The sequence below is a fragment of the Glutamicibacter bergerei genome, from assembly GCF_054495185.1.
In genome coordinates this window covers 2,552,929-2,576,497 of sequence record NZ_CM137131.1, presented here as the reverse complement: position 1 = coordinate 2,576,497, position 23,569 = coordinate 2,552,929, and the positions used below count along the sequence as shown (strand labels likewise).

At 57.0% G+C, this 23,569-nt stretch carries 21 protein-coding genes; 16 read left to right on the top strand and 5 right to left on the bottom strand.

What is annotated here, in order from left to right; genetic code table 11:
- Positions 1 to 3: 3 nt before the first annotated feature.
- Positions 4 to 450 (bottom strand): hydroxyphenylacetyl-CoA thioesterase PaaI, encoded by a 447-nt coding sequence (gene paaI / locus ACX5K5_RS11980; RefSeq protein WP_096256991.1) that lies wholly within the window; start codon positions 448 to 450, stop codon positions 4 to 6.
- 301 nt (positions 451 to 751) lie between these two features.
- Positions 752 to 2,914, bottom strand: a complete 2,163-nt coding sequence (locus ACX5K5_RS11975; protein WP_459174436.1) for a S9 family peptidase — start codon at positions 2,912 to 2,914, stop codon at positions 752 to 754.
- Positions 2,915 to 3,190: 276 nt separating this feature from the next.
- On the opposite strand from ACX5K5_RS11975, the gene ACX5K5_RS11970 reads away from it, so the two are divergent.
- The 9 genes from ACX5K5_RS11970 to ACX5K5_RS11930 all read left to right on the top strand — a co-directional run bounded on the left by ACX5K5_RS11970 (position 3,191) and on the right by ACX5K5_RS11930 (position 10,991).
- Positions 3,191 to 4,585 (top strand): amino acid ABC transporter substrate-binding protein/permease, encoded by a 1,395-nt coding sequence (locus ACX5K5_RS11970; RefSeq protein WP_096256989.1) that lies wholly within the window; start codon positions 3,191 to 3,193, stop codon positions 4,583 to 4,585.
- Entirely contained in the window at positions 4,582 to 5,337 is a 756-nt protein-coding gene (locus ACX5K5_RS11965; RefSeq protein ID WP_105675655.1) for an amino acid ABC transporter ATP-binding protein, read from the top strand. The genes ACX5K5_RS11970 and ACX5K5_RS11965 overlap by 4 nt, the downstream gene beginning before the upstream one ends.
- A 272-nt stretch (positions 5,338 to 5,609) precedes the next feature.
- Entirely contained in the window at positions 5,610 to 6,059 is a 450-nt protein-coding gene (locus ACX5K5_RS11960; RefSeq protein WP_096256987.1) for a DoxX family protein, read from the top strand.
- A 310-nt stretch (positions 6,060 to 6,369) separates the two neighbouring features.
- A complete protein-coding gene (paaA, locus tag ACX5K5_RS11955; RefSeq protein WP_096256986.1) occupies positions 6,370 to 7,356 on the top strand; it encodes a 1,2-phenylacetyl-CoA epoxidase subunit PaaA in 987 nt (328 codons plus the stop codon).
- A gap of 1 nt (position 7,357) precedes the next feature.
- A complete protein-coding gene (gene paaB, locus ACX5K5_RS11950) occupies positions 7,358 to 7,648 on the top strand; it encodes a 1,2-phenylacetyl-CoA epoxidase subunit PaaB (protein WP_105675651.1) in 291 nt (96 codons plus the stop codon).
- Positions 7,645 to 8,505 (top strand): 1,2-phenylacetyl-CoA epoxidase subunit PaaC, encoded by an 861-nt coding sequence (gene paaC / locus ACX5K5_RS11945; protein WP_096256984.1) that lies wholly within the window; start codon positions 7,645 to 7,647, stop codon positions 8,503 to 8,505. The genes paaB and paaC overlap by 4 nt, the downstream gene beginning before the upstream one ends.
- Positions 8,506 to 8,552: 47 nt before the next feature.
- Complete coding sequence (gene paaD, locus ACX5K5_RS11940) at positions 8,553 to 9,038, top strand: 1,2-phenylacetyl-CoA epoxidase subunit PaaD (RefSeq protein WP_096256983.1); 486 nt, start codon at positions 8,553 to 8,555, stop codon at positions 9,036 to 9,038.
- The gene (gene paaE / locus ACX5K5_RS11935; protein WP_188685153.1) at positions 9,035 to 10,195 is read left to right on the top strand and encodes a 1,2-phenylacetyl-CoA epoxidase subunit PaaE; all 1,161 of its coding nucleotides are present in this window, start codon (positions 9,035 to 9,037) and stop codon (positions 10,193 to 10,195) included. Before paaD ends, paaE begins: the two co-directional genes overlap by 4 nt.
- 10 nt (positions 10,196 to 10,205) lie before the next feature.
- Positions 10,206 to 10,991, top strand: coding sequence for an enoyl-CoA hydratase/isomerase family protein (locus ACX5K5_RS11930; RefSeq protein ID WP_096256981.1), 786 nt, complete (start codon positions 10,206 to 10,208; stop codon positions 10,989 to 10,991).
- Between the two features lie 61 nt (positions 10,992 to 11,052).
- Here the strand turns inward: ACX5K5_RS11930 and ACX5K5_RS11925 are convergent, their stop codons facing one another.
- The gene (locus ACX5K5_RS11925) at positions 11,053 to 11,505 is read right to left on the bottom strand and encodes an Lrp/AsnC family transcriptional regulator (RefSeq protein WP_096256980.1); all 453 of its coding nucleotides are present in this window, start codon (positions 11,503 to 11,505) and stop codon (positions 11,053 to 11,055) included.
- A gap of 224 nt (positions 11,506 to 11,729) precedes the next feature.
- On the opposite strand from ACX5K5_RS11925, the gene pdhA reads away from it, so the two are divergent.
- The 4 genes from pdhA (at position 11,730) to ACX5K5_RS11905 (ending at position 16,594) form a co-directional block, all read left to right on the top strand.
- Positions 11,730 to 12,893: a pyruvate dehydrogenase (acetyl-transferring) E1 component subunit alpha gene (gene pdhA / locus ACX5K5_RS11920; RefSeq protein ID WP_346059286.1), complete on the top strand. Its 1,164-nt coding sequence runs from the start codon at positions 11,730 to 11,732 to the stop codon at positions 12,891 to 12,893.
- Between the two features lie 2 nt (positions 12,894 to 12,895).
- Positions 12,896 to 13,978: an alpha-ketoacid dehydrogenase subunit beta gene (locus tag ACX5K5_RS11915; RefSeq protein WP_096256978.1), complete on the top strand. Its 1,083-nt coding sequence runs from the start codon at positions 12,896 to 12,898 to the stop codon at positions 13,976 to 13,978.
- Position 13,979: 1 nt separating this feature from the next.
- Complete coding sequence (locus ACX5K5_RS11910) at positions 13,980 to 15,380, top strand: dihydrolipoamide acetyltransferase family protein (protein ID WP_459174435.1); 1,401 nt, start codon at positions 13,980 to 13,982, stop codon at positions 15,378 to 15,380.
- Between the two features lie 194 nt (positions 15,381 to 15,574).
- Entirely contained in the window at positions 15,575 to 16,594 is a 1,020-nt protein-coding gene (locus ACX5K5_RS11905; protein WP_096256976.1) for a hypothetical protein, read from the top strand.
- Between the two features lie 120 nt (positions 16,595 to 16,714).
- On the opposite strand, the gene ACX5K5_RS11900 is transcribed toward ACX5K5_RS11905, so the two are convergent.
- Positions 16,715 to 17,578 (bottom strand): phosphatase PAP2 family protein, encoded by an 864-nt coding sequence (locus ACX5K5_RS11900; RefSeq protein WP_188685147.1) that lies wholly within the window; start codon positions 17,576 to 17,578, stop codon positions 16,715 to 16,717.
- Between the two features lie 80 nt (positions 17,579 to 17,658).
- On the opposite strand from ACX5K5_RS11900, the gene ACX5K5_RS11895 reads away from it, so the two are divergent.
- The 3 genes from ACX5K5_RS11895 to menD all read left to right on the top strand — a co-directional run bounded on the left by ACX5K5_RS11895 (position 17,659) and on the right by menD (position 22,722).
- The gene (locus ACX5K5_RS11895) at positions 17,659 to 18,666 is read left to right on the top strand and encodes an o-succinylbenzoate synthase (protein WP_346059283.1); all 1,008 of its coding nucleotides are present in this window, start codon (positions 17,659 to 17,661) and stop codon (positions 18,664 to 18,666) included.
- A 111-nt stretch (positions 18,667 to 18,777) separates the two neighbouring features.
- Positions 18,778 to 20,892 (top strand): PhoX family protein, encoded by a 2,115-nt coding sequence (locus ACX5K5_RS11890; protein WP_459174434.1) that lies wholly within the window; start codon positions 18,778 to 18,780, stop codon positions 20,890 to 20,892.
- Positions 20,893 to 21,024: 132 nt separating this feature from the next.
- Positions 21,025 to 22,722 (top strand): 2-succinyl-5-enolpyruvyl-6-hydroxy-3-cyclohexene-1-carboxylic-acid synthase, encoded by a 1,698-nt coding sequence (gene menD, locus ACX5K5_RS11885; RefSeq protein WP_459174433.1) that lies wholly within the window; start codon positions 21,025 to 21,027, stop codon positions 22,720 to 22,722.
- A gap of 64 nt (positions 22,723 to 22,786) precedes the next feature.
- On the opposite strand, the gene ACX5K5_RS11880 is transcribed toward menD, so the two are convergent.
- Complete coding sequence (locus tag ACX5K5_RS11880) at positions 22,787 to 23,569, bottom strand: amino acid ABC transporter ATP-binding protein (protein ID WP_443448688.1); 783 nt, start codon at positions 23,567 to 23,569, stop codon at positions 22,787 to 22,789.

Below are 23,569 nucleotides of genomic sequence, written 5' to 3'. Positions count from 1 at the left end.
CGCTTAGCGGTTTTTAGGCTGTGGGACGGTGCGTGAGCGGCCGCGGAATTCGGCTACGGTTTCGGTACCGCCATCGCTCGTGGGCTGGGTGACGGTAATGTCATAGATCCCGCTGCGTCCTTGCTGGGAGACCCGGCGGCCCGTAGCAGTCAACAATCGACCAGGAATTCCTGGCTTGAGGAAGTTGATATCCACTCCGGAGGCCACGGTGATGGTGTCCTTGGAACCTTCGGCAGGGTTGCAGCTCAGTGCGAAGGCGGTGTCTGCAAGGCTGAAGATCATGCCACCGTGGGCGATACCAAAACCATTAAGCATTTCTTGGCGCAGTGTCATCGTAATGACCGCGTACCCGTCACTGACCTCGACAACTTCGATGCCCATCCACTGGGTTGCATAGTCGTTGTGCAAGATTGCGTGGGGCAATGCTTTATCTATTTGGGTTTCGCTCATAGGGACCTCCGCCGAATTAGTTACCGAACGATCATTAGGTAATACTAGATTGTGACCCATATCAAGCCCTGCTGTCTAATGGTAGGCGTCACAAAGGTGTGAATTTCTTGAGTCCCGAAACCGAAATCTCGCCGTGAGCAGGCCTCTAGGTGGGTCGAATTAAGCCGAAGAATCTTTATGATTGCGTTGACTGTCCCTGCACCGCGCAACGTGCAGTTAAAGACCACGGCGGCCCGCCGAACCTAGTTAGTGATCCTCACCAGGTCCTGCAGGCCGCCGCTTGTAGAGTTCGCTAAGCGAGCTACTTGGCTGAGCCGGTGTTTTTGCCTAAGGCGTCCAAGGCGAAGGCGTAGTCCCACGCGCGGTTCTTCCACGCTTCGTAGCGACCCGAAGCGCCGCCGTGCCCGCCTTCCATTTCGGTCTTCAGCAAGATCGGTTCACTGCCCGTGCCCACCTCGCGCAGCTTGGCCACCCACTTAGCTGGCTCAACATAGAGCACTCGGGTGTCATTCAACGAGGTAACCGCGGCAATCCGTGGGTAACTCACGGCGGTGACATTCTCATAAGGGGAGTAGGACTTCATGTAGTCGTACACTTCCTTATCCTCAATGGGGTTGCCCCACTCTTCCCACTCCAAAGCAGATAGCGGAAGCTCTGGATCAAGAATTGAAGTCAGTGGGTCCACAAAGGGAACCTGAGCAATGATCGCGGTGTATAGCTGTGGTGCCAAGTTAGCGATGGCACCCATCAGCAATCCTCCGGCAGAGCCGCCTAGCGCCACAATCCGTGCTGGGTCTGCCCAACCGGTGTCGATCAGGTAGTTAGTTGCATCGACAAAGTCGGTGAAGGTGTTCTTCTTGGTCAGTTTTTTACCCTGCAGGTACCAGTCGCGTCCCAGCTCGCCGCCGCCGCGCACATGGGCGATGACAAAGATGACGCCGCGGTCCAGCACACTCAGTCGTGGAATTCCGAAGCCTGGGTCCATCGAGGCCTCATAGGATCCGTAACCGTAAAGCAAGACCGGGTTAGGAACCGAGGTATCCAAATCTGCTCGACGCATCACAGTCAGCGGAATCTTGGTGCCGTCGGCAGCGGTGGCCCATTCACGAGTGGACAGGTATTGCGCCGAATCATAATCATTGACCGGGGTTTGCTTGCGCAGTACCAATTCCAGGTCGTCGAGCCACAGGTCATAGACCCGCGCAGGAGTGAAGTCCGAGGTATATCCAATGCGGATCAGCGGTGCTTCCAAGTTCGCGAAGGTCGCCGCGGCGGTAAAGAGTTCTTCGTCAAAGGCTGGCTCAATAATCGCTTGCTGGGACTCGGTGCCCAAAGACTCCAACACAATCAGCTGCACTCGTTCGCAGGTATCGCGGCGCACCGAAAGTACCAGGTGAGTTGCCGTCAGTGCCGTCCCTTCGACCTTCACCGTTGATTCGTGAGCCAACACCGTGGTCCAGCTAGCCGGATCGGTGTCGGCGCCTAGCTCGCTGAGCTCCGCCAGGGACACCATATTATTGGGGGCCTGGTAATCGTGGGTGATCACCGCACGAGCATCGGCGCCCGGTAGCAGATCCACCCCGTGAAGCAGTCGCAGTGAACGCGGTACGAGTAGTCGAACCTGCGCCTGCGGGTCATTCAAATCTAGGACGCTGGTCTCGGCGTATTCGGAGTTGCCACTGGAAATCAAAAGCTGCTGGTGATCTGTGCTCAGATCAAAGCCGAGCCACATGCCCGGGTCATCTTCTTGGAAGATGACAGTGTCGGTGGCTGGGTCGGTCCCCAATTTGTGTGCACGCACCTGATGTGGGCGCCAGGTGTCATCTACCACCAAGTAGTACACGGTGGATGAGTCCGGGGAGAAGGTCAGTCCGTAGAACACGCCCTCAATGACGTCGGGAAGTAGCTGACCGGTTTCTAAGTCCTTGATGTACAAGGTGAACCGTTCATCTCCCTGAGTATCGATGCAATAGGCCAGCAGGTTGCTTGGCTCATTGATGGCCATGCCGCCAAGCGAGAAGAACGATTGACCTTCTGCCAGCTCATTGCCGTCGAGTAGTACTTGCTCGCCTTCAAGTGGCTGTACCGGGTCGATTTCCGGTGGTGTCCAATCTTTACGTGCATCAGCTGAATCCTCGGCCTTGACGCGGCACTGAATGGTGTACGGTTTGCCCTCAACTGAGCGGGTGTAATACCACCAGCCGCGTCGACGCGTGGGAACCGACAAATCGGTTTCCACGGTGCGTGACTTGATTTCTTCGAAGATATCGGCGCGCAGTTGCTCTTGATTTGAGGTGACCGAGTCGGTGTACGAATTCTCGGCTTTCAGGTGGTCAAGTACCTGATTGCTGGTCTTTTCACGCAACCATTCGTAGTTGTCGGTGAATGAGTCGCCGTGGAATTCGCGGGTGGTTGGAATCTTTGCAGCCAGCGGTGCGCCGGCGGTCATCGAATCAGAAGTCATACATCTATTCAATCTCACGGTGAGCTGTTCTGGGGTTGGCTATGCTCAGCGCGGACAGGATGAGCCCGAAAAATTTACTAATTAAGGCGCGGACATGGACGGAAAGGGTGCCCGCTCAGCTCTATTGGTCATAGGCTAGCAAGCATAAGAATCGAACTGCATCCGGGGCACAAGGCCCTACTCGCAATAGAAAGTGATTCAGCAGTGAAAAACACACGCACAACTTTGAGGTCGAGGCGTATAACTCGGTGGATCGCTGCGGTATCCATCGGTTTCATGGCGCTGGTAGCCGGAGCACCCGGAGCATTAGCTCAGGGAAATGAAAGTGTCGACGGACAAACCTACGTTGTCGGCACCGATACTACCTTCGCGCCATTTGAATTCCGCAAGGATGGCAAGCTGACAGGTATCGATATGGACCTGCTCAACACCATCGCTAAGGATCAGGGCTTTAATGTCGAGATCCGTTCCCTAGGCTTCAGTGCCGCATTGCAGGCGCTGTCGTCAAATCAGGTTGATGGTGTGATCGCCGGTATGTCAATTACCGACGAACGCAAGGAGATCTATGATTTCTCCGAGCCATACTTTGAATCTGGCATCCAAATGGCAGTTGACCGTGATGATGAAGCGGTCAAGGGTTATGAGGACCTGAAGGGCAAGACCGTCGTCGCGAAGACCGGTTCCGAGGGTGAAACCTACGCGAAGTCCATTGCTAATGAATACGGGTTTAAGGTCAAGTCCTTGGACCAGTCGGCCACCATGTATGAATCGGTCAAGGCTGGCAGTGCCGTAGCGGTCTTTGATGACTACCCAGTGCTGGCCTATGGCATTGCACAGAACAATGGCCTGAAGACCGTTACCGATAAGGTGCCTGGCGGCTCTTACGGCTTCGCGGTGAACAAGGGTGAAAACACCGCCCTGCTCGCAGCATTCAACGATGGGCTAGCCGAGCTGAAAGCTAACGGCGAATACGACAAGATTCTAAACACCTACCTGGCTGATCCAAGCGAAGCGGTGCCAAGTAACTTCTTTGACCTGGTCGCCAAGTCCTTGCCGGCCTTGATGACTGGTTTGGGTAACACCTTGCTGGTAACCGCGATTTCCTTCGCGGTGGCCATGATGCTGGGTCTGGCCTTCGGGTTCATGAAGATTTCGGGCAACATTGTGGTGCGCGGAATTTCGACTTCCTTCGTCAATATCTTCCGTGGCACCCCGCTGCTGCTCTGGGCGTTCATGTTCTACTTCGGTCTGCCACAGCTGACCGGCTGGGATGTCAGCATCTGGGTTGCCGGCGTGCTGACCTTGTCGCTGAACTCGGCCGCATATATTGCCGAGATTGTTCGCGGCGGTATCCAGTCAGTTGATCCGGGACAGCTTGAGGCTTCGCGTTCACTGGGCCTTGGCTACGGTAAGTCAATGCAGAAGGTCGTTGTTCCGCAGGCTTTCAAGATGATGACACCGTCATTGATCAACCAGCTGATCATCATGCTCAAAGACTCCTCATTGTTGCTTGCCATTGGTTTCGGCGAGCTGCTCTACCAGGGTCAGCAGATTTACGCGGCGAACTTCCGAGTCACCGAGACTCTGATTATCGTCGGCTTCATTTACTTCGTAGCCATCATGGCCCTGACCAAATTGGCAAACTTTGCCGATCGGAGGTTTAACAAATGAGCACCGTAAGCGAAAAGACCACGACCTCCAAGATTCAGGTCAAGGATCTACGTAAGTCCTTCGGGTCTAACGAGGTCCTGCAGGGGATCAATCTTGACGTGGCAGAGGGTGAAGTAGTTTGTGTGATCGGGCCTTCGGGTTCCGGCAAGTCCACGCTCTTGCGTTGCCTGAACAAGCTCGAAGAGATCACCGCCGGCAAGGTGGTTGTTGACGGCTTTGATGTCACCGATCCAAAGGTTGATATCAACGAGGTCCGCCGCCACGTGGGCATGGTCTTCCAGCATTTCAACTTGTTCCCGCATATGTCGGTCGCGGAAAACATCATGTTGGCTCCGGTGGAGCTTAAGAAGATGAACCGCACCGAGGCACGAGCCAAGGCTGAAGAGCTATTGACCCGTGTGGGATTGTCCGACAAGGCTAATGCCCGTCCGGCGTCCTTGTCCGGCGGGCAGAAGCAGCGCGTGGCTATCGCCCGCGCGTTGGCGATGTCTCCTGGAATCATGCTCTTTGATGAGGCAACCAGTGCCTTGGACCCGGAAATGGTCGGCGAGGTTTTGCAGGTCATCAAGGAACTGGCGGACTCTGGCATGACGATGGTCTTGGTCACTCACGAGATGGGCTTCGCCCGCGAGGTGGGGGACCGGGTGGTCTTCATGGACGGCGGCGTCGTGTGTGAAGAAGGTAAGCCAGAAGAATTGTTTGGTAACCCTCAGCAAGAACGTACCCGCGATTTCCTTTCCAAGGTTCTCTAGGACTTTCTCGCCTTGAGCGTAGCTTCGGCCCGCCCCAACTCAACTGCTTGAAAGTTGAGTTGGGGCGGGCTTTTTTAATCCGTGAACAGGTGCACGGCAAGGCCACACCCATCTGCCTGAGCCAGTGCAAATCGTTGAGTTCCGCAACATTAGTTGAAGATTAAAGTAATTTGTCCTAGGGTGTAACTCGGAGCTCGCGCCGAACCGTCGGCGGCGAAGCTAATTGTTCGATATCCGAAATTAGTCGGATCTACTGACCAGGAGTCACCTATATGAACGCTTTTATCGAGAACCCTCGCCTGCAGACCGCTGCGCGCACGCTGTTGCGCTTGGCTTTCGGCTTCCTTTTCTTGGCCCACGGTTGGCAGAAATTCTTCCAGTTCACCATCGAGGGCACCGTTGCCGCTTTTGGTCAGATGGGCGTACCGGCGGCTGGCCTGATTGCTCCGGTGGTAGCAACCCTTGAAATCGTCGGTGGTATCGCTATTATTCTGGGGCTACTGACCCGAGTCTTCGCTGGCCTGCTGGGTGTCCAGATGGTCGTTGCGCTATTCATGGTGCACGCGCCGGGCGGAGTCTTTGTCGAAAATGGCGGCTTTGAGCTTGTATTGGCGTTGGCCGCCGGCGCATTGGCGCTGTTCCTCGTGGGACCGGGCCGCATTTCCTTAGACGCACTGTTCTTCAAGAACAAGCAGGCAGATAAGGTCCTCATTAACGCGTAACTATTCGCGTAGTGGCAAGCGCTGTGAGCCGCGCTGGTACTACTGAGCAATCCCTTGGTGTCACCCCATTCTTTGGGTGTGGCAGCAGGGGATTTCTGCGTTTCCGGCGAGGGTTTTCGAACCGGATATCTCCAGTTTTGATCGGTTGTGGCGCAATAATCGGCATTAGCGAGGGGAGTGGGGTGGGTCTGAAGTGGAGGATGCGAAGTATTTATGCGCAAGCATGACGCGTGCGGTTGACGTGATCGAGGGCACCCTCATATACTGAACGAACGGTCAGTATGTAAATTAATTTTCAGTGAGGTGAACCATGGCCCCGACCACACCGCAGGAGCCGGGACTAAGTGCCGTCCCAAGCTATGAAGAGCAGCAATCCCAGTCGCGTTTCGACGCCCTGATTGGCGACGATTCTCGGATTGAGCCCCGAGATTGGATGCCTGAGCCATACCGCAAGACGCTCACCCGTCAGATCTCCCAGCATGCGCACTCCGAAATTATCGGAATGCAGCCGGAGGCTAACTGGATCACCCGTGCTCCATCACTGAAGCGTAAGTCCATTTTGATGGCCAAGGTTCAGGACGAAGCCGGTCACGGGCTCTACCTGTATTCGGCTGCCGAAACCTTGGGCACCGAGCGCGATGAGCTCAACGATCAGCTACTGACCGGACGCGCCAAGTACTCCTCAATTTTCAACTACACCGCACGCAACTGGGCAGATATGGGCGCCATTGGTTGGCTTGTTGATGGTGCAGCCATCGCTAACCAGGTGCCACTGTGCCGCGCCTCCTACGGTCCATACGGCCGTGCCATGGTGCGAGTGTGCAAGGAAGAATCATTCCACCAGCGTCAGGGATTCGAAATCCTCCTCTCGCTCTCGCGTGGCACCGAGAAGCAGAAGCAGATGGCGCAGGATGCGATCAACCGCTTCTACGAACCATCGCTGATGATGTTTGGCCCACCAGATGACCAGTCCCCAAACTCCGCCCAGTCCATGGCGTGGAAGATTAAGCGCTTCTCCAATGACGAACTGCGCCAGCGCTTCGTAGGAATGATCGCCGAGCAGGTCAAGGTCTTGGGCCTGACCCTGCCTGACGAGAACCTGCACTTCGACGAAGAGAAGAAGCAGTGGATCCACAAGGATCTGAACTGGGACGAATTCATGAACGTTATCAAGGGCAATGGTCCAGCCAACGCCCAGCGACTCGAACGTCGCCGCGAGGCCCACCGCGAAGGTGCCTGGGTCCGTGAAGCCGCTACCGCTTACGCCGCAAAGCAAGAACAAAGTGAGGTTGCCTAACATGAGCCAAAAGAGCAATTGGCCCCTGTGGGAAGTATTCGTCCGTTCCTCCCGAGGACTTTCACATGTCCACGCAGGATCGCTACACGCACCGGATAAAGAGATGGCACTGCGCAACGCGCGAGATCTCTACACCCGTCGCAATGAAGGCGTCTCTCTATGGGTAGTGCGCTCCACCGACATCATCACCTCCGACCCGGATAGCAAGGATGCGTTCTTTGAATCCCCGCAGGGCAAGGACTACCGTCACGCGACCTATTACAAGGCCAGCGAAGGAGTGAAGCACCTGTGAACCACGAAGAACTCGACGCATCACTGGACAGCTTCGGCGACGCGCTGGCATCAGCCACTCGTGTCACCCCGGGTAACGCACTGCGTCCGGAAGATATTGCCGTTGCCGGTGCCAAGCCAAGTGACGAGGTCGCACAGTATGCGTTGCACCTCGGCGATGACGCGCTCATCTTGGCTCAGCGCCTCTCTCACTGGATCTCCCGCGCCCCAGAAATCGAAGAAGATATTGCCCTTGGCAACATCGCCCTTGATGTTCTGGGCCACGCCCGTTCCTTCTTGACCTATGCCGGACTGGCCTGGGACAAGAGCGAAGATGACCTGGCCTACTGGCGCGAGGAAGAAGACTTCACCTCACTACAGATCGTTGAGCAGCCTAACGGTCACTTTGGCGTCACAATTATGCGCCAGCTGATTATCTCCATCTATCAGCACTTGCTCTACAGCAAGCTCTTGGAATCCACAGATGAGACCATCGCGGCAATCTGCGCCAAGGCAGTCAAGGAAGTTGACTACCACCGTGACCACTCGGCCGCTTGGACTATCCGTCTGGGCCAGGGCACCGAAGAGTCGGCAGCAAAGATGCGTCACGCACTGGAAGTACTTTGGCCTTACACCGGCGAAATGTTCCAGGACGAAGAGCTTCACCGCACCCTAGGTGACGTGGCGGTACTGCCCTCTACCTTGCGCGAAGCGTGGGAAAAGGAAATCACGGACGTGCTGGCAGAAGCCGGACTAGAAATTCCTAAGTCAGGAATGGCGATGGCACACGGACGTGTCGGCGAACATTCCGAACATCTGGGCTTCATCCTGGCCGAGATGCAAGTACTTGCCCGCAAGCACCCCGGTGCGAGCTGGTAACCGATTCCCTAATCCGTTTGAAGGGAGCAACAGTCTTGAACAACGTCATGACTAACGCCGAGGAACTCTTTAGCATCGCCGCTAAAGTGACCGACCCAGAAATCCCAGTGCTTTCCATTGCGGACCTGGGCATTCTGCGCGAGGTGAACGCCAACGAAGACGGCAGCGTCCAGGTCATCATCACCCCGACCTACTCGGGCTGCCCAGCCATGGACGTGATCACCCAAGACCTCTACCTCGCTTTCGGCGAGGCAGGAATCGAGAAGGTAGACGTCAAGCTGGTACTGACCCCAGCATGGTCTACCGACTGGATGACCGAGGACGGTAAGCGCAAACTCGAAGAATACGGGATTGCGCCGCCCACCGGCACCGGTCACAGCGGACGGGTAACTCTGGGCATCAGCGTTAAATGCCCACGGTGTCACTCGCTAAATACCCGAGAGCTTGCGCGTTTCGCCTCGACCTCCTGCAAGGCGTTGTACACCTGCAAAGACTGTTTAGAACCCTTCGACTACTTCAAGGTGCTTTCATGAGCGAACAAACTATTCCCACCCGTCGTCGGGCCACCTTCCACCGTCTGACGGTTTCCGAAGTGCGCCGGCTGACCAAGGACTCGATCGAAGTAAGCTTCGCGATTCCCGAAGAGCTTTCTGCCGACTTCGATTACGTCGCCGGCCAGTACGTGGCGTTGCGTAAGGAACTGCCAAACGCAGAAGGTGAACTCGTCGAGGTTCGCCGTTCTTACTCAATCTGTGCTGCTCCCACCGGTAAGCAGATAAAGGTAGCCATCAAGAAAGATCTTGGTGGACAGTTCTCTACCTGGGCCAATGAGGAACTCGTGGCCGGGGACCAGATTGATGTGATGAGCCCAACCGGCGCATTCATTTCCAAGCACAAGCTCACCGGAATGAATGATCCTTCCACGGTGGATACCGTGAACCAGGATCAGTTCGTTGCGGTGGCCGCAGGCAGTGGCATCACCCCGGTGCTGGCTATTGCACGCACCATCTTGGAAGCCAACGAGAACACCCGTTTTGATTTGATCTACGCCAATAAGGCCGCCATGGACGTGATGTTCCTGGAGGAACTGGCAGATCTCAAGGATCGCTACCCCGCACGCCTGGCACTGCACCATGTGCTGAGCCGCGAACAGCGTATTTCCCCGTTGCTTTCCGGACGTATCGACGCAGAGAAGCTTTCGGCCTTGCTCAACAACGTGCTGCAGGCGCCGAAGGTTGACGAATGGTTCCTCTGTGGGCCGTTCGAACTGGTGCAGATGGTCCGTGATGAACTCAAGGTCCTTGAGGTCCCGGCCGACAAGGTGCGCTTTGAGCTATTTAGCACCGGTGAGCCGAACCGTCCGCAGGGACAGGTGGGCCGTCCGGTATTGGTGGATGAAAACGAGACGAGCTTTGAAATCACTTTCACCCTTGACGGGTTGCAAGGTGAGGTGAAGTCGCCTGTGCGTGCAAACGAAACGGTGCTAAATGCCGCCCTTCGAGTCCGCCAAGATGTTCCGTTCGCTTGTGCTGGCGGCGTGTGTGGCACCTGCCGCGCAAAGGTCACCTCAGGCTCGGTGACCATGTCGGAGAACTATGCACTGGAACCAGAAGAAGTTGAAGCCGGCTACGTGCTGACCTGCCAGTCGCACCCAACCAGCGACAAGCTCAGCGTCAACTTTGATTCCTAGGGGATAACAGATGATTGAACTTAGCATCAGCGAAGGCATCGCCACCGTGATGCTTAACGCTCCAAAGAAGATGAACTCTTTGGATCCAGCCGGCTTGCAAGAACTCTCTAAGGCCTATGACAAGGCAGCTCAAGGGGTCTCCGAGGGCACCGTACGAGCCCTGGTGCTACGCGGCGAGGGCCGCGGGTTCTGCGCAGGACGCGACATCTCTGGGGTGAACCCGGCTGATGACGACGTCATGGGCTACCTTGACGGGCTAGTCCAGCCATTGTTGGAGAAGATGTCCAGTTTCCCGGCACCCACCTTTGCCATCGTGCAGGGTGCTTGTCTTGGCGTGGGGCTCGGTCTAGCCGTGGCCACCGACGTGGTGTACGTGGCAGAGAACGCGAAGATTGGTTCTCCGTTTGCAAACCTCGGCGCGACCCTCGACTCCGGCGGTCACTGGTTGTTCACCGAGCGTCTCGGGGCACACCGCACCCTGGACATGATCTACACCGCACAGCTGATCTCCGGTGCCGAAGCGGTACGTTCGGGGCTCTTCTCCCGAGCATTCCCTGCAGAGGAACTAGTGGAGCGTAGCGAAGAAATTATCGCCAAGGTGGCGCAGGGCGCTACCCAAGCGTTCATCGCCTCGAAGAAGCTGGTGGCGCAGATCCGTGACGAGCGCGCAGGCCTCTGGGCCTCGATGCGCACGGAAAACAAAGCACAAGCAGCATTGTGCGACACGAGCGACTATGCCGAAGGATTTAAATCCTTCCAAGAAAAGCGGCCACCGGTCTTTACCGGCGGAAACTAAAAGTACAAACAAAGCAGGCGAGACGGAAGCTACTCTCTCGCCTGCTTTGTCATACCCGCGCTTAGCGAGTATCCGAGTCTTCGAAGATCAATAAGGTCTGGGTATCAAGCACCGTCGGCAAAGATTGCAATTGTTCAAAAACAACGCGTCGTAAATCCAAATTGTCTTTGGCGCGAACCAGGAGAATCACATCAAAGTTTCCGCCGACCAGTCCAATATGCTGCACCTCGGGAATCGCGGCGAGGTGGTCACGCAGTTCCCGCCAGGAGTGCTGACGCAGTTTCAGCGTCACGTAGGCACTGGCCTTCAACCCTGCTTTGACCGGATCGATTACGGCGGTATACCGGGTAATAACCCCGGCATCTTGCAGCTTTGCGATGCGTGAATACGCGTGTGCCCGAGAAACGTGGACGCGCTGAGCTACCGTGGTCACCGATTGCCGGCCGTCATTGGTCAGCTCTGCCAGGATTGCCCGGTCAACGTCGTCCAGCTTTAGTTCCGCATCCGCGGCCATTTGTTCTCCTTGCAGGGGGTAGGACGAGAATTCGCCAAACCCATTTTGAGCGTACTAATCGTCTACAAGTATACGTATCCTATGCTCAACTTTCTACGATTTTGGAGCGGACTGGATACAAAATGATCCGACTGCGCATAATTGATGACAAATGATGTTCGGGTGAGTTGAGTCACAAGACGTCGTTTCTTAGCACTCAACCAGATAACGAAAGGCGTGATGGCATGAGCACCGAAGCTCACGAAGATCGCATCTCATCGGTCAGCAAAAAGTTCGGGATTACCCCCGAAGATTACATGCTGCCAGCACGGCATATGATCAATCTGCTCAATGTTGATGGAACCCTCCGCGAGGAAAGCGACCAGGGGACCGAACCAGGGCACGAATACCCCTTGCCGAGCCCGGCCGAGCTGATGGATGCCTACTCCGCGCTCGCCGTGGGACGCCGTGTTAATGACCAGAACTCCGCCCTGGTCCGCCAGGGTCGCATGGCCGTTTACCCTTCCAGCCATGGACAAGAAGCCTGCCAGGTGGCAGCCGCCCTGTGCCTGGAGGAGAGTGACTGGCTCTTCCCGACCTACCGCGACACCGTGGCCGTACTCACCAAGGGTGTGGCTCCGATGGAGGTTATGACTAGCTTCCGCGGTGAATGGCACTGTGGTTATGATCCAAAGGCTTATAACTGCGCCCCGATGTCCACCCCGCTGACCACTCAGCTGTTGCACGGCGTCGGTGTGGCCCATGCGGCCAAGCTGCGCGGTGAAAAGACCGTAGTGGTTGCCATGTGTGGCGACGGTGCTACCAGTGAGGGCGACTTCCACGAGGCGCTGAACTTCGCCGCGGTCTTCAAACTCCCGGTGATTTTTTTCGTACAGAACAATAAGTACGCCATCTCGGTGCCACTCTCGCAGCAGAGTGCCGCACCATCGCTGGCACATAAGGCCGTCGGTTACGGTATGGCTGGCGAACGTGTTGACGGTAACGACCTGATGGCCTTGATGGCAGTGATGCGCCGTGCGGTGCGCCTAGCCCGTGAAGGCAATGGCCCGCTACTGATCGAAGCGCACACCTACCGCATGCAGGCACACACCAACGCCGATGACGACAAGCGCTACCGTGAGGACTCCGAGGTCCAGGAATGGATCGCGAAGGACCCGGTCACTCGCATGCACGCCTACCTCGACGATGCCGGGCTACTGACCGAAGAAGCCCAAGCAAAAATCACCGAGCGCGCCGAAGCTATCGCCAAGAAGCTACGCGACGGCATGAACCAGGACGCAAATACCCCGCCAAGTGAACTCTTTGAGCACGTATTTGCGTCCAAGACCACTCAGCTGGCCGAGCAGCAGGCGCTGCTGGCCGACGAACTAGCCCGTGAGGAGGCCTAGCCATGACCGCCACGACATCACACGTCAACCCAAATGTCAGCGATGCAACCGCACGCGCAGCTGCTAAGGCAGCAACCCAAAATCAGCCGGTCACCTTCGGCAAGGCACTAAACACCGCCCTGGCAGATGCCTTGGTCGCTAACGACTCGACGGTCATCTTCGGTGAAGATGTGGGAACCCTCGGTGGCGTTTTCCGCATCACCGACGGGCTGACCGCACGCTTTGGTTCCGAACGCTGCTTTGATACCCCGCTGGCCGAATCGGGCATCGTGGGCATGGCCATCGGCATGGCAATGAACGGCATGCGTCCGGTCATTGAAATGCAGTTTGACGCTTTCGCTTACCCGGCCTTTGAACAAATCGCCTCGCACGTAGCTAAGATGCACAACCGCACCCGCGGCAAGGTGGATCTGCCGATGGTGATCCGCATCCCATACGCTGGCGGCGTGGGCGGCGTGGAGCACCACTGCGATTCCTCCGAGGCCTATTACGCGCACACCCCGGGACTCAAGGTATTCACCCCGGCCACCGTCAAGGACGCCTACCTGATGCTGCGCGAAGCAATTGATTCGCCAGATCCAGTGATCTTCTTCGAACCAAAGAAGCTCTACTGGTCCAAGGAACAGGTAGATCTGCAGGTACTGGCCAGCGACTACGAGGCCAAGCGGGCCGCAACCACCGAGGGGGCCGCGCGCATTGCTCGTGCCGGCTCAGACGCCACGTTGATCACCTACGGTCCCAGCGTCTCTACCGCCATGGAAGCGGCAAAACTTGCCGCCGAAGAAGGCATCAGCTTGGAAGTCATTGATATCCGCACCATCGTGCCCTTTGACGATGAGACCGTCTGCGCCTCGGTGCGTAAGACCGGGCGCGCCATCGTGGTGGCCGAAGCCCAAGGGTTTGTCTCGGTGGCCAGTGAAATTGTGGCCCGCGTGCAGGAGAGGTGCTTCCATTCGCTGGCGGCGCCGGTGCTGCGCGTGACCGGCTTTGACATTCCTTATCCGGCACCAACCTTGGAAAAGTACAACTTGCCAAGCGCCGAACGCATCCTCGATGCGGTAGATCAACTTCAGTGGGAGGCGTAAATTGAGCGTCAAGACCTTTCTGTTACCCGACCTAGGTGAAGGACTCACCGAAGCGGAGCTGGTGCGTTGGATGGTCGCCGCGGGGGACACCGTCGCGGTTGACCAGCCTATCGCTGAGGTAGAAACAGCTAAATCGTTGGTGGAGATCCCTTCGCCCTTTGAAGGTGTGGTCGCTACCTTGCACGGTGAAGCCGGGCAGATGATGCTCGTTGATAAGCCGTTCTTCTCGGTGAACACCGGCGGGGAGGATGAAGCGCCGGCGCAGCAGCCAGCCGAAGGCGCGCAAACCTACCTCGAAGAAGAACTTGCCGGCACGCAGGTTCCCGAGGAAGAAGACGAAGGCAGCGGTAACGTGCTGATCGGTTACGGAACCGGTGGAGCCAAGACCAACACCAGCCGGCGTCGTCGCCCACGCGCCGGAATTACCACCGCGTCCGCCTCCAGCGAGACCACCACGGTTGCCACCAAGGTCATCAATCCTTTGGTGCGCAAACTGGCGAAGGAAAACTCGGTGGATATCACTCAGGTCACTGGCACCGGACCTGACGGTTTGGTGCTGCGCGGTGACGTGGAAGCATTGATCGGCCAGGGCTCGGAGGCTGCAGCACCATCGGTTCAGGCGACCGCCGCACCGGTAGCGCCTACCCAAGCTCCGGCTGTGGCAGCGCAGACTACTGGTGAGGATTCACGCACCGCACTTCCAGTGGCAAGCTCGCAGGTACTGACCGGGGTGCGCCGCACCATCGCAAACGCGATGGCTACCTCGCGCCGCGAAATCCCAGAAGCTACCGTCTGGGTGGACGTTGATGTCACCAAACTGCTCAAGCTACGGTGCAAGTTGAAGGAAGCTCAGGGCAGTGCGCCAAGTATGCTCGCACTGATCTCACGCTTCGCCATCGCAGGGCTGGCACGTTTCCCAGAAATGAACAGCCGCATCGACACCGAAGCCGACGGCGGACTGCGCCATACCCTCTTCGAGGGGGTCAACTTGGGCTTCGCAGCGCAAACCGAGCGCGGACTGGTTGTTCCCAACGTGCGTGAGGCGCATAAGCTCAACGCCGTGGAACTCTCGGCCGAGTTTGCCCGTCTGGCAACTTTGGCTCGCGAAGGTAAGGCCGGGGTCCGCGACCTCTCGGGCAGCACCTTCACTATCAACAACTACGGGGTGTTCAACGTTGACGGTTCGGCAGCGATCATCAACTACCCAGAAGCAGCGATCCTCGGCATTGGTAGGGTCGTAGAAAAGCCGTGGGTAGTCAACGGCAAGATCAAGGTTCGCTCCATCTGTGAGCTGACCCTGAGCTTCGACCACCGTGTTTGTGACGGCGGAACCGCCGCAGGCTTCCTGCGTTACGTCGCGGACGCGATGACCGATCCAAAGGCCGCCTTAGCAGCCCTGTAATCGGAAGTAAGTAAAAGGGCATCGCCCGGCCAACAGGCCGGGCGATACCTTTTTACCCTGTATTCGTTGTATTTTTTGCAAGTCAACGCGGGTTTACTAGACTGTACTAAATACTTCGGCCGGAGGTTCTAGGTCGCAGCGACTACCGCGTACTGCCCAGGCGCGCACCGACGAGCGAGGACTAGACTATTTCCATGCCACACTACGAGGTCAAGCACCGCTCGTTACTTACCCTCTTGTTGGTTCTGCCGAGCCTCATAGTGCTGGGCACCCGGCTACTTCTAGGAACCAGTCTGCCGGCGATTACCGCGACTCACTGGTCGGGCAGCGCATACCCTGATGGATTCACCGACACGCGTGTTTTTGTCACTGTGTGCATCTCACTTGCCATTGGCGGTGCAGTTCTCGGATTTATTTCTTTCTCGCTGTCACACAAGCCAGTGCTCCATAGCCTCTTGCTCTTTGTTGGCGGACTCGCGGCATGGACTAGCGCCGGACTGTTCGTCAGCTGCGCGGTTCCTTCTGCCCTGGCCGGAGACCCGACGCAGGCACTGCTAAGCGGCGGTTTCACAGTACTGAGCATTGTGGCCTCATTGGTTGGTTTGCTTCCCGTCTGGATCGCCGGGGTGTATCAGCAGCATGCCAAGGAATCTCAGGCCAAGCGGCGTCAGCGTGTGGCTCAGGCTCAGGGCCGAGATACTTCGGTACCTGTAGCAAACACAGCAACGACATCTTCCGCGCAGGGCTTCAACCAGACTGCCAGTGCCTCGTGGTGGTTTTGGCTTTTGGGCCTGTTCCCGCTGGCCATGGGCATCGTGATGTTGACCGTGTTGAAGGGTGATGATGAGTCAGAAACTCTCATCATGCTGATTTCGGGACCGCTTTTTGTCTTGATACTCACTCCACTGATTCTGGGTCTGTGCAAGATCCGCGTACGAATCACCGAAGATCAAGTACGTGTTTCGTCGGCAATCTTTGCTTTCCCACTACGAACCATTTCTGTAAATCAGATCAAGGAAGTCCGCAGTGAAGAAATCTTGCCGATGGAATGGAGCGGCTGGGGGTGGCGCTTCTTCCCGGGCGGCTCGGCGGTAGTGCTACGCCGGAGTGAAGGGCTGTCTTTTGATCTGGAAGATGGCAAGCGATTCGCGGTCACCATCCCAGATTCGCAGCGCGCGGCGGCGATATTGCACTCCAAAATGAACCGAGTATAACTTTGCTGCCCGTAGCCTTGCGTGGCTAACCGCAGGGCTCAATGCCGGCGGATTGCCGTGCCGTAGCGGCAAGATGCGGCATCCGTTGTCTAAGACCTCAAGGCAGGCAGACTCTAAGGACTACACCTGAGGCTTCCGCATGGGCCCGGTAACCACCGAACGCAAACACAGGCTGGCAATGAGCGAAGCCACTGTCACATGAACCAAGCCGAGCACCGCATAGGTGATCAACAAAATATCCGGGATACGCTGGATATGTGGATGCGGTAGCCACATCGAAGCTGCCAAGACCAACACCCAGAGAACCAGACACGTGGCACCAGTCTTCCTAGACCAGCCGGACTCCCGAACCACTGGACCCAACGGCTGGATACGTTGCAAGATCGCACTGACCAAGACCAGCCAGAAGGCGGCAATCATAAAGCCGCCGGCGATGTCACTGGGACGGTGCCAACCACAAACGAGCGTTGCCAATCCGGTCACGGTGGCAAAGATCCAGGCAATAGGTTGCACCACTGGGCGCAGTTTTGGCGGCGAAATCAGGTACATCAGTCCCATGGACGCCGCAGCCACGGTGGTGTGTCCGGAAGGGAAAGAGTTGCCCACGGTACCGAAGTTAAAATCGGGGCGTTCTAACAATAAGTGTTTAAGTAGCTGAGTACTGAGCAACGCGGCAGCTACCGCGGCCACGGCGAGTGCGGCACGTAAGAAACTACGGTCGCGAATCACTCGATAGAGCAAGAAAATGCCGGACATTCCAGCACAAATCCAGGGTAAAAGATCCAAGAATTCACGCATTGGATCCAGTATTTTTGTTCGTGGCCACCATTGCGTCCAGCCAACAAAAGCCGCTTGGTCAGCCCATTGTCCAGAACGAAGCTGGACAAAGAACAGGTACTCGACGACAAAAAGCCCGGCGAGCAACGGCAAAGCCCACCACCAGCTCAGGTGGCGTGGGGAGCTTAGAATTGACCGCGGACTCATGACTCTAGAATGTCACATTTTGGTGTAGGTGCCCTATGAACCGGGTCTGTAAGCCTAGACACTATAGCTAGGCTTAGGGTATGAACTTTGCTTTGCCACCGGTGGAAGAACTGATAGCCAACGCGCATGTAGTGCGCTTACCCATGAGGGTGAAGTTTCGTGGTGTCACCGAACGCGAAGCGCTACTCATTCACGGTCCTGCCGGGTGGGGTGAATTCTCGGCCTTTCTTGAATACGGCCCAGCCGAAGCCTCCCGCTGGCTCGCAGCTGGCATTGAAGCCGCCTACACGGACTTTCCCACGCCCCTGCGCACCAGTATCCCGGTGAACGCCACACTGCCTGCGGTGCGGGCGAACCAGATCGCCGGTGTCCTAGCGAATTACGATGCACCGCACACCATCAAAATTAAGGTCGCCGAAAAGGGACAACATCTTGACGACGATATCGCTCGGGTGGCAGAGACCCGGCGACTGTTCCCAGACGCTGCGCTACGCGTGGACGCAAACACCGGCTGGGGAATCGACGAGGCGGTAAGCGCATTGCTGAAGCTTTCTGAATTCGACCTGCAGTATGCCGAGCAGCCTGTGCATGGCATTGTTGGCTTGGCGCGGGTCCGTGAGCGGCTGCGCTCCCACGGGGTTGAGCTAAAAATTGCGGCAGATGAAGCGGTACGCAAACATTCTGATCCATTAGAAGTAGCCCGGCTGGGGGCAGCTGATCTGATGGTGATCAAAGCACAGCCACTGGGTGGGATCCAAGCGGTCCTCGACATCGCCGCGCAGTCCGGATTAGATGTTGTCGTTTCCAGCGCCTTAGATACCTCGGTAGGTTTAGCGCAGGCAGCCGCCCTCGCCTCGGCGGTGCCGCAGCTACCGTACGCATGTGGGCTTGCCACCGGATCGTTATTTGCCGAAGATGTCACCGCAACACCGCTGCTGGCCACCGCCGGACAGCTTCCGGTACGCCGGGTAGCTCCAGACGAAGACAAGTTGCGTACCTTGAGCGTTACTACCGAACGCAGGACCTGGTGGGAGCAGCGGGTCAGAGAGTGCTACGAACAATTGATGGCCCCCGAAAGTCACAATTAAGGTGTTTACCTCAAGTTAACCTGCACGTCGACGTTGGCTCATTTCCCAATGACAAGCTCAATTCGTTCGTTCCCCTGAACGTGAGCTAAAGAATGAGGAAGTGCCGCAGTTATGAATCCCATCCGTACCTTGTTGCCAATGCTGGGCCACACCCGCGGCGGACGCTCCGCAGCTACCTGCCACTTCAAATGTGGTGATGCTTGCGTCAAACCAGAGTGCAATACCTCGGGTAATAGCTACTTCAAGGATGTCGCAGATCAGGCACTATCTCGTCGAAACGTGCTGGGACTTGGTGCGGTTGGCGCCTCGGCACTGGTCATCGGCCCACAGTTGTTCGGTGCTCCGAACGCTGTAGCAGCACCATTGGTAGACACCGGCCGCGGCAGGGGTGGTCACCTGAAGTTTGACGCTATCGACCCGGTTTCACGTTCCGTGGACAATATGAGCGTCCCAGAAGGTTATGACTGGCACGCAATTATTCGGTGGGGAGATCCACTATTTGCTAACAGCCCGGAATTTGATTCGAAGGAGCAGTCGGCGAAGTCGCAGGCAATGCAGTTTGGTTACAACTGTGATTACCTGGACATCATTGCCGACAAGTACTCCGGACGCACCGGGGTGTTGGTAGCTAACCACGAGTATTCAAATGAAGACATGATGTTTGATGCAGCGTGGTTTGCCGCAAACACCGATGAAGCTCGCCGTATCGCCATGAACTCCCACGGCTTGAGCGTGGTTGAGATCAAACGCAAAAAGCATGATCAGCGGTGGACCTATGTAGTGGGCGGCGAACGTAACCGCCGTATCACGGCAAGCACCCCGTTTGCCGTTGATGGGCCGGCCGCAGGAAGCGACCTGCTCAAGACGGTTGCAGACCCTACGGGCAAGCTTGTCTTGGGTACCTTGAATAACTGCGCCGGCGGTACCACCCCCTGGGGAACAGTACTTTCCGGTGAAGAAAACTTTGATCAGTACTTCCAAGGCCGTGGAACCGCTGAAGAAGCACGCTACGGCATCGGTACCGGGGCAACAGACCGAGGCTGGGAACTAACCGACCCACGCTTTGGTTTGAACCATGCAGGCTACGAGAATGAAGCGAACCGTTTCGGCTGGATTGTCGAAATTGACCCGCAGAATTCGGATTCTACCCCGGTTAAGCACACGAGCCTGGGCCGATTTAAGCACGAAGGCGCGACCGTACGCATTGCCAAAAACGGCAAGGCAGTGGCGTACTCGGGTGATGACTCGCGATTCGAATACATCTACAAGTTCATTTCGAAGGATACCTACCGGAAGAACGATCGCCGGCACAATATGACCCTGCTCAACGAGGGTGACCTATATGTTGCCAAGTTCGCCGGAAACTCACCGGCATCCGAATTTGACGGAAGTGGCCAGGTTCCTTCTGACGGTGCATTTGATGGCACCGGACAGTGGTTACCACTGGTACGCAACGGAAAATCCATGGTCGCAGGAATGAGTGTTGACGAAGTCCTGGTCTACACCCGCTTGGCAGCAGATAAAGCTGGCGCCACCAAGATGGACCGTCCAGAGGATGTTGAACCAAGCCCGGTCTCGGGCAAGGTCTACGTCGCACTGACCAACAACACCGACCGTGGCAAGGCCGGCAAGGAAGGCGCCACAGAGCAGAACCCACGTATCGCCAACCGCGATGGTCACGTACTGGAAATGACCGAGGCCGGCAATGACGCGACAAGCACCCGATTCACCTGGAATATCTTGCTTGTTGCCGGAGACCCACGAGTAAATGACTCCACCTACTTCTCCGGTTACCCCACCGACAAGGTATCTCCAATCTCGTGCCCAGATAACCTGGCCTTTGATTCGGCAGGTAACCTGTGGATCTCCACCGATGGTGCTCCCGGAGTCATTGGTCTGTCTGACGCTTTGCACAAGGTCAGCCTGCACGGCAAAGACCGCGGACGTGTTGAGCAGTTCCTCGCCGTTCCAACCGGCGCAGAAACCTGCGGTCCAGTGGTACACGATAAAGACAACTCGGTCTTTGTCTCGGTCCAGCACCCGGGTGAAGGCGGAAGCTTTGCCCAGCCAGCATCACTCTTCCCAGACTTCATCAAGTCGCCACAGTCTGCGGGTAAAGGCCAGTTCTACGGCCCACGCCCATCCGTGGTCCAGGTCTTCAAACAGGGCAAGGGCAACAACGGAAACAACGGCAATGGCAAGGGCAACGGCAAGAACAAAGACTAGATAACGCCCTTCTAGACCCCGGTGCAGGAACTCAAGAACATCTTGAGTTCCCGCACCGGGGTTTTTGTCTGTCACCTTCGGCATAGACTTGAACCGATACTTTCAAGGGATACTTCAGGGGTGAAGCACGGCGTGAGTGCACGGCACGAGGACGGACAACCAGCAATCGATACGGCCCGCCAAGTATTGGCAGGGCTCATCGTTGCAGGGGTGCGCGAGATTGTACTTTCACCAGGTTCACGCAGCGCACCACTGGCTTACGCCGCGGCCGAGGCTGAAGCCACCGGAGTGCTACGCATTCATGTACGTATCGATGAACGCTCCGCCGGTTTCCTCGCCTTAGGGCTCAGCCAAGGTTCACAGACCCCGGTGGCGCTTATCGCGACGTCGGGCACCGCCATAGGTGAGTTGTTACCTGCCATCATGGAAGCGAACCACACCGCAACACCGCTGCTGGTGCTCTCTGCAGATCGTCCCGACGAATTGTTAGGAACCGGGGCGAGCCAAAGCACCGACCAGAAACAACTTTTTGGTACTCATGTGCGTACAGTGCTCAACGTTCCCGCCGGGGCAGACCCGAGCCAAGCACTGACCGAAGCACTCTCAGCCCTTGCCGGGTCGGCAACACGCCCAGGCGGTCCGGTACAGCTCAACTTACAGTTCCGTGACCCGCTGACCCCAGGGCCGACAGATACCGTGGCAAACCAACGCTGGACCGAACTAGACGCTGCGTTGTGGCAACAGTCTGCGCAGCCGGTCAACTGGTCCGTACCTGAGGGGCTCGAAGAGCGACGTACCGTGGTGGTAGCCGGGCATGACACGGGCGGCGAAGCGCAGGCCTTTGCGCGACAGCTCGGACTTCCACTTTTTGCCGAACCATCTTCCAACGCGCGCTTCTCTGCCCACGCCATCGGGCATTACCGCCCCTTGCTCGCAGTGGGGGCAGCACAAATCGAGCGGGTAGTACTATTTGGACGCCCCACACTAAGCCGGCCGGTCGGCAGACTGCTGGCTGACCCGGCAGTGACTACCGCTATCTGGCAACCAACTCCGGTGTCCTGGTATGAGCCTGGCCGTCGCCGCGAAAGAATAATTAGCACTCCCACAGAGCTGCTCAGCTTTGCCGGCAAAGCACCAGAGCATTGGCTGCGCAGCTGGCAGGAACTTGACGCCCAAGCGCTCGCCGTCTGCGAAGAACTGTATGGCAGTGAGCAACTCACCGGGCCAAGCGTTGCTCAGACTGTGTGGAGCACCGTGAACGGGCCGCTGTTGTTGGGCTCGTCTAATATCATCAGGGATTTTGACCTTTGTGCTGCCCCTGCTGCGGCCGCTTCAGGGCAGGTCTTTGCTAACCGGGGGCTGGCCGGTATCGATGGAACCATTTCTACGGGCTTAGGACTGGCGCTGGCCACCGGGAAACCAACGGTGAGCATCATGGGGGACATTACCTTCCTGCATGATGCCAGTGCGATGCTCTGGACTCCGGCGGAGCCGGCTCCAGATCTGGACGTGGTGGTCTATAACGATGGTGGGGGAGCCATCTTCTCCACCTTGGAACATGGGCAGGTCGCGGAGTCCGGGCGTTATGGGCAAGCTGTTGAACGGCTCTTCGCCACCCCGCAGAACGTTCAATTGCAGCCGCTGGCAATCGCCTACGGTTGGGACTATCAACAAGCAAGTACCCAAGCGGAATTGCGCCAAGTGCTACGTGCCCCCAAGCCGGGGAAACTGCGACTAATCGAAATCACCGCGGACCGCAGCACGCTGCGTGAAATGAACCTAGAACTGATCAGTCGCATCGCGGAGCTGCGCTGGCCGGCGGGAGCATAAAAAACTGTGGCGTGGAATCGGTAAACACCGATTCCACGCCACAGCTTTTGATAGTTTCTAGAGCTTAGATATCCACGTGCGTTGGATCAAGGACGCGTCGCAAGAAGTCCTGCGTACGCGGCTGCTGCGGGTTGCCAATAACTTCCACAGCTTTGCCTTCTTCCACCACTACGCCACCGTCCATGAAGACCACACGGTCTGCAACTTCCTTGGCGAAGCTCATCTCGTGGGTGACCACAAGCATGGTCATGCCGGATTTTGCGAGGTTCTTCATAATTGAAAGTACCTCACCGACGGTTTCTGGATCCAAGGCGCTGGTGGGCTCATCAAAGAGCATCAGTGTTGGTTCCATCGACAGCGCGCGGGCAATAGCAACACGTTGCTGCTGACCGCCGGAGAGCTGGTCTGGATAGCGGCCTCCAAAGTCACCCAGGCCTACCCGCTCCAGATTTTCCCGAGCCGTCTTTTCGGCGTCCTTCTTGCTGCGCTTGAGCACCTTGAGTTGTGCCACCGTGCAGTTTTCCAGCACGGTCAGGTGTGGGAAGAGGTTGAACTGCTGGAACACCATGCCTACATTTTGGCGCATCTTATCCAGGTTCACCTCCGGATCGGTGGTTTCGAAGCCGGCTACGTGGATGGTTCCACCATTAGGCTGTTCGAGCAGGTTGACGCAACGAAGCAACGTTGACTTGCCCGAACCTGAGGGGCCAATCAAACAGACCACTTGGCCTGGTTTGACGGTCAGATCGATGCCCTTGAGGACCTCATTTGAGCCGTAGGACTTGCGCAGTCCGGCAATGTCTACGCCGGAGGCTTTGACCCGAAGCTCATTGTTTGGAGTCGTCAT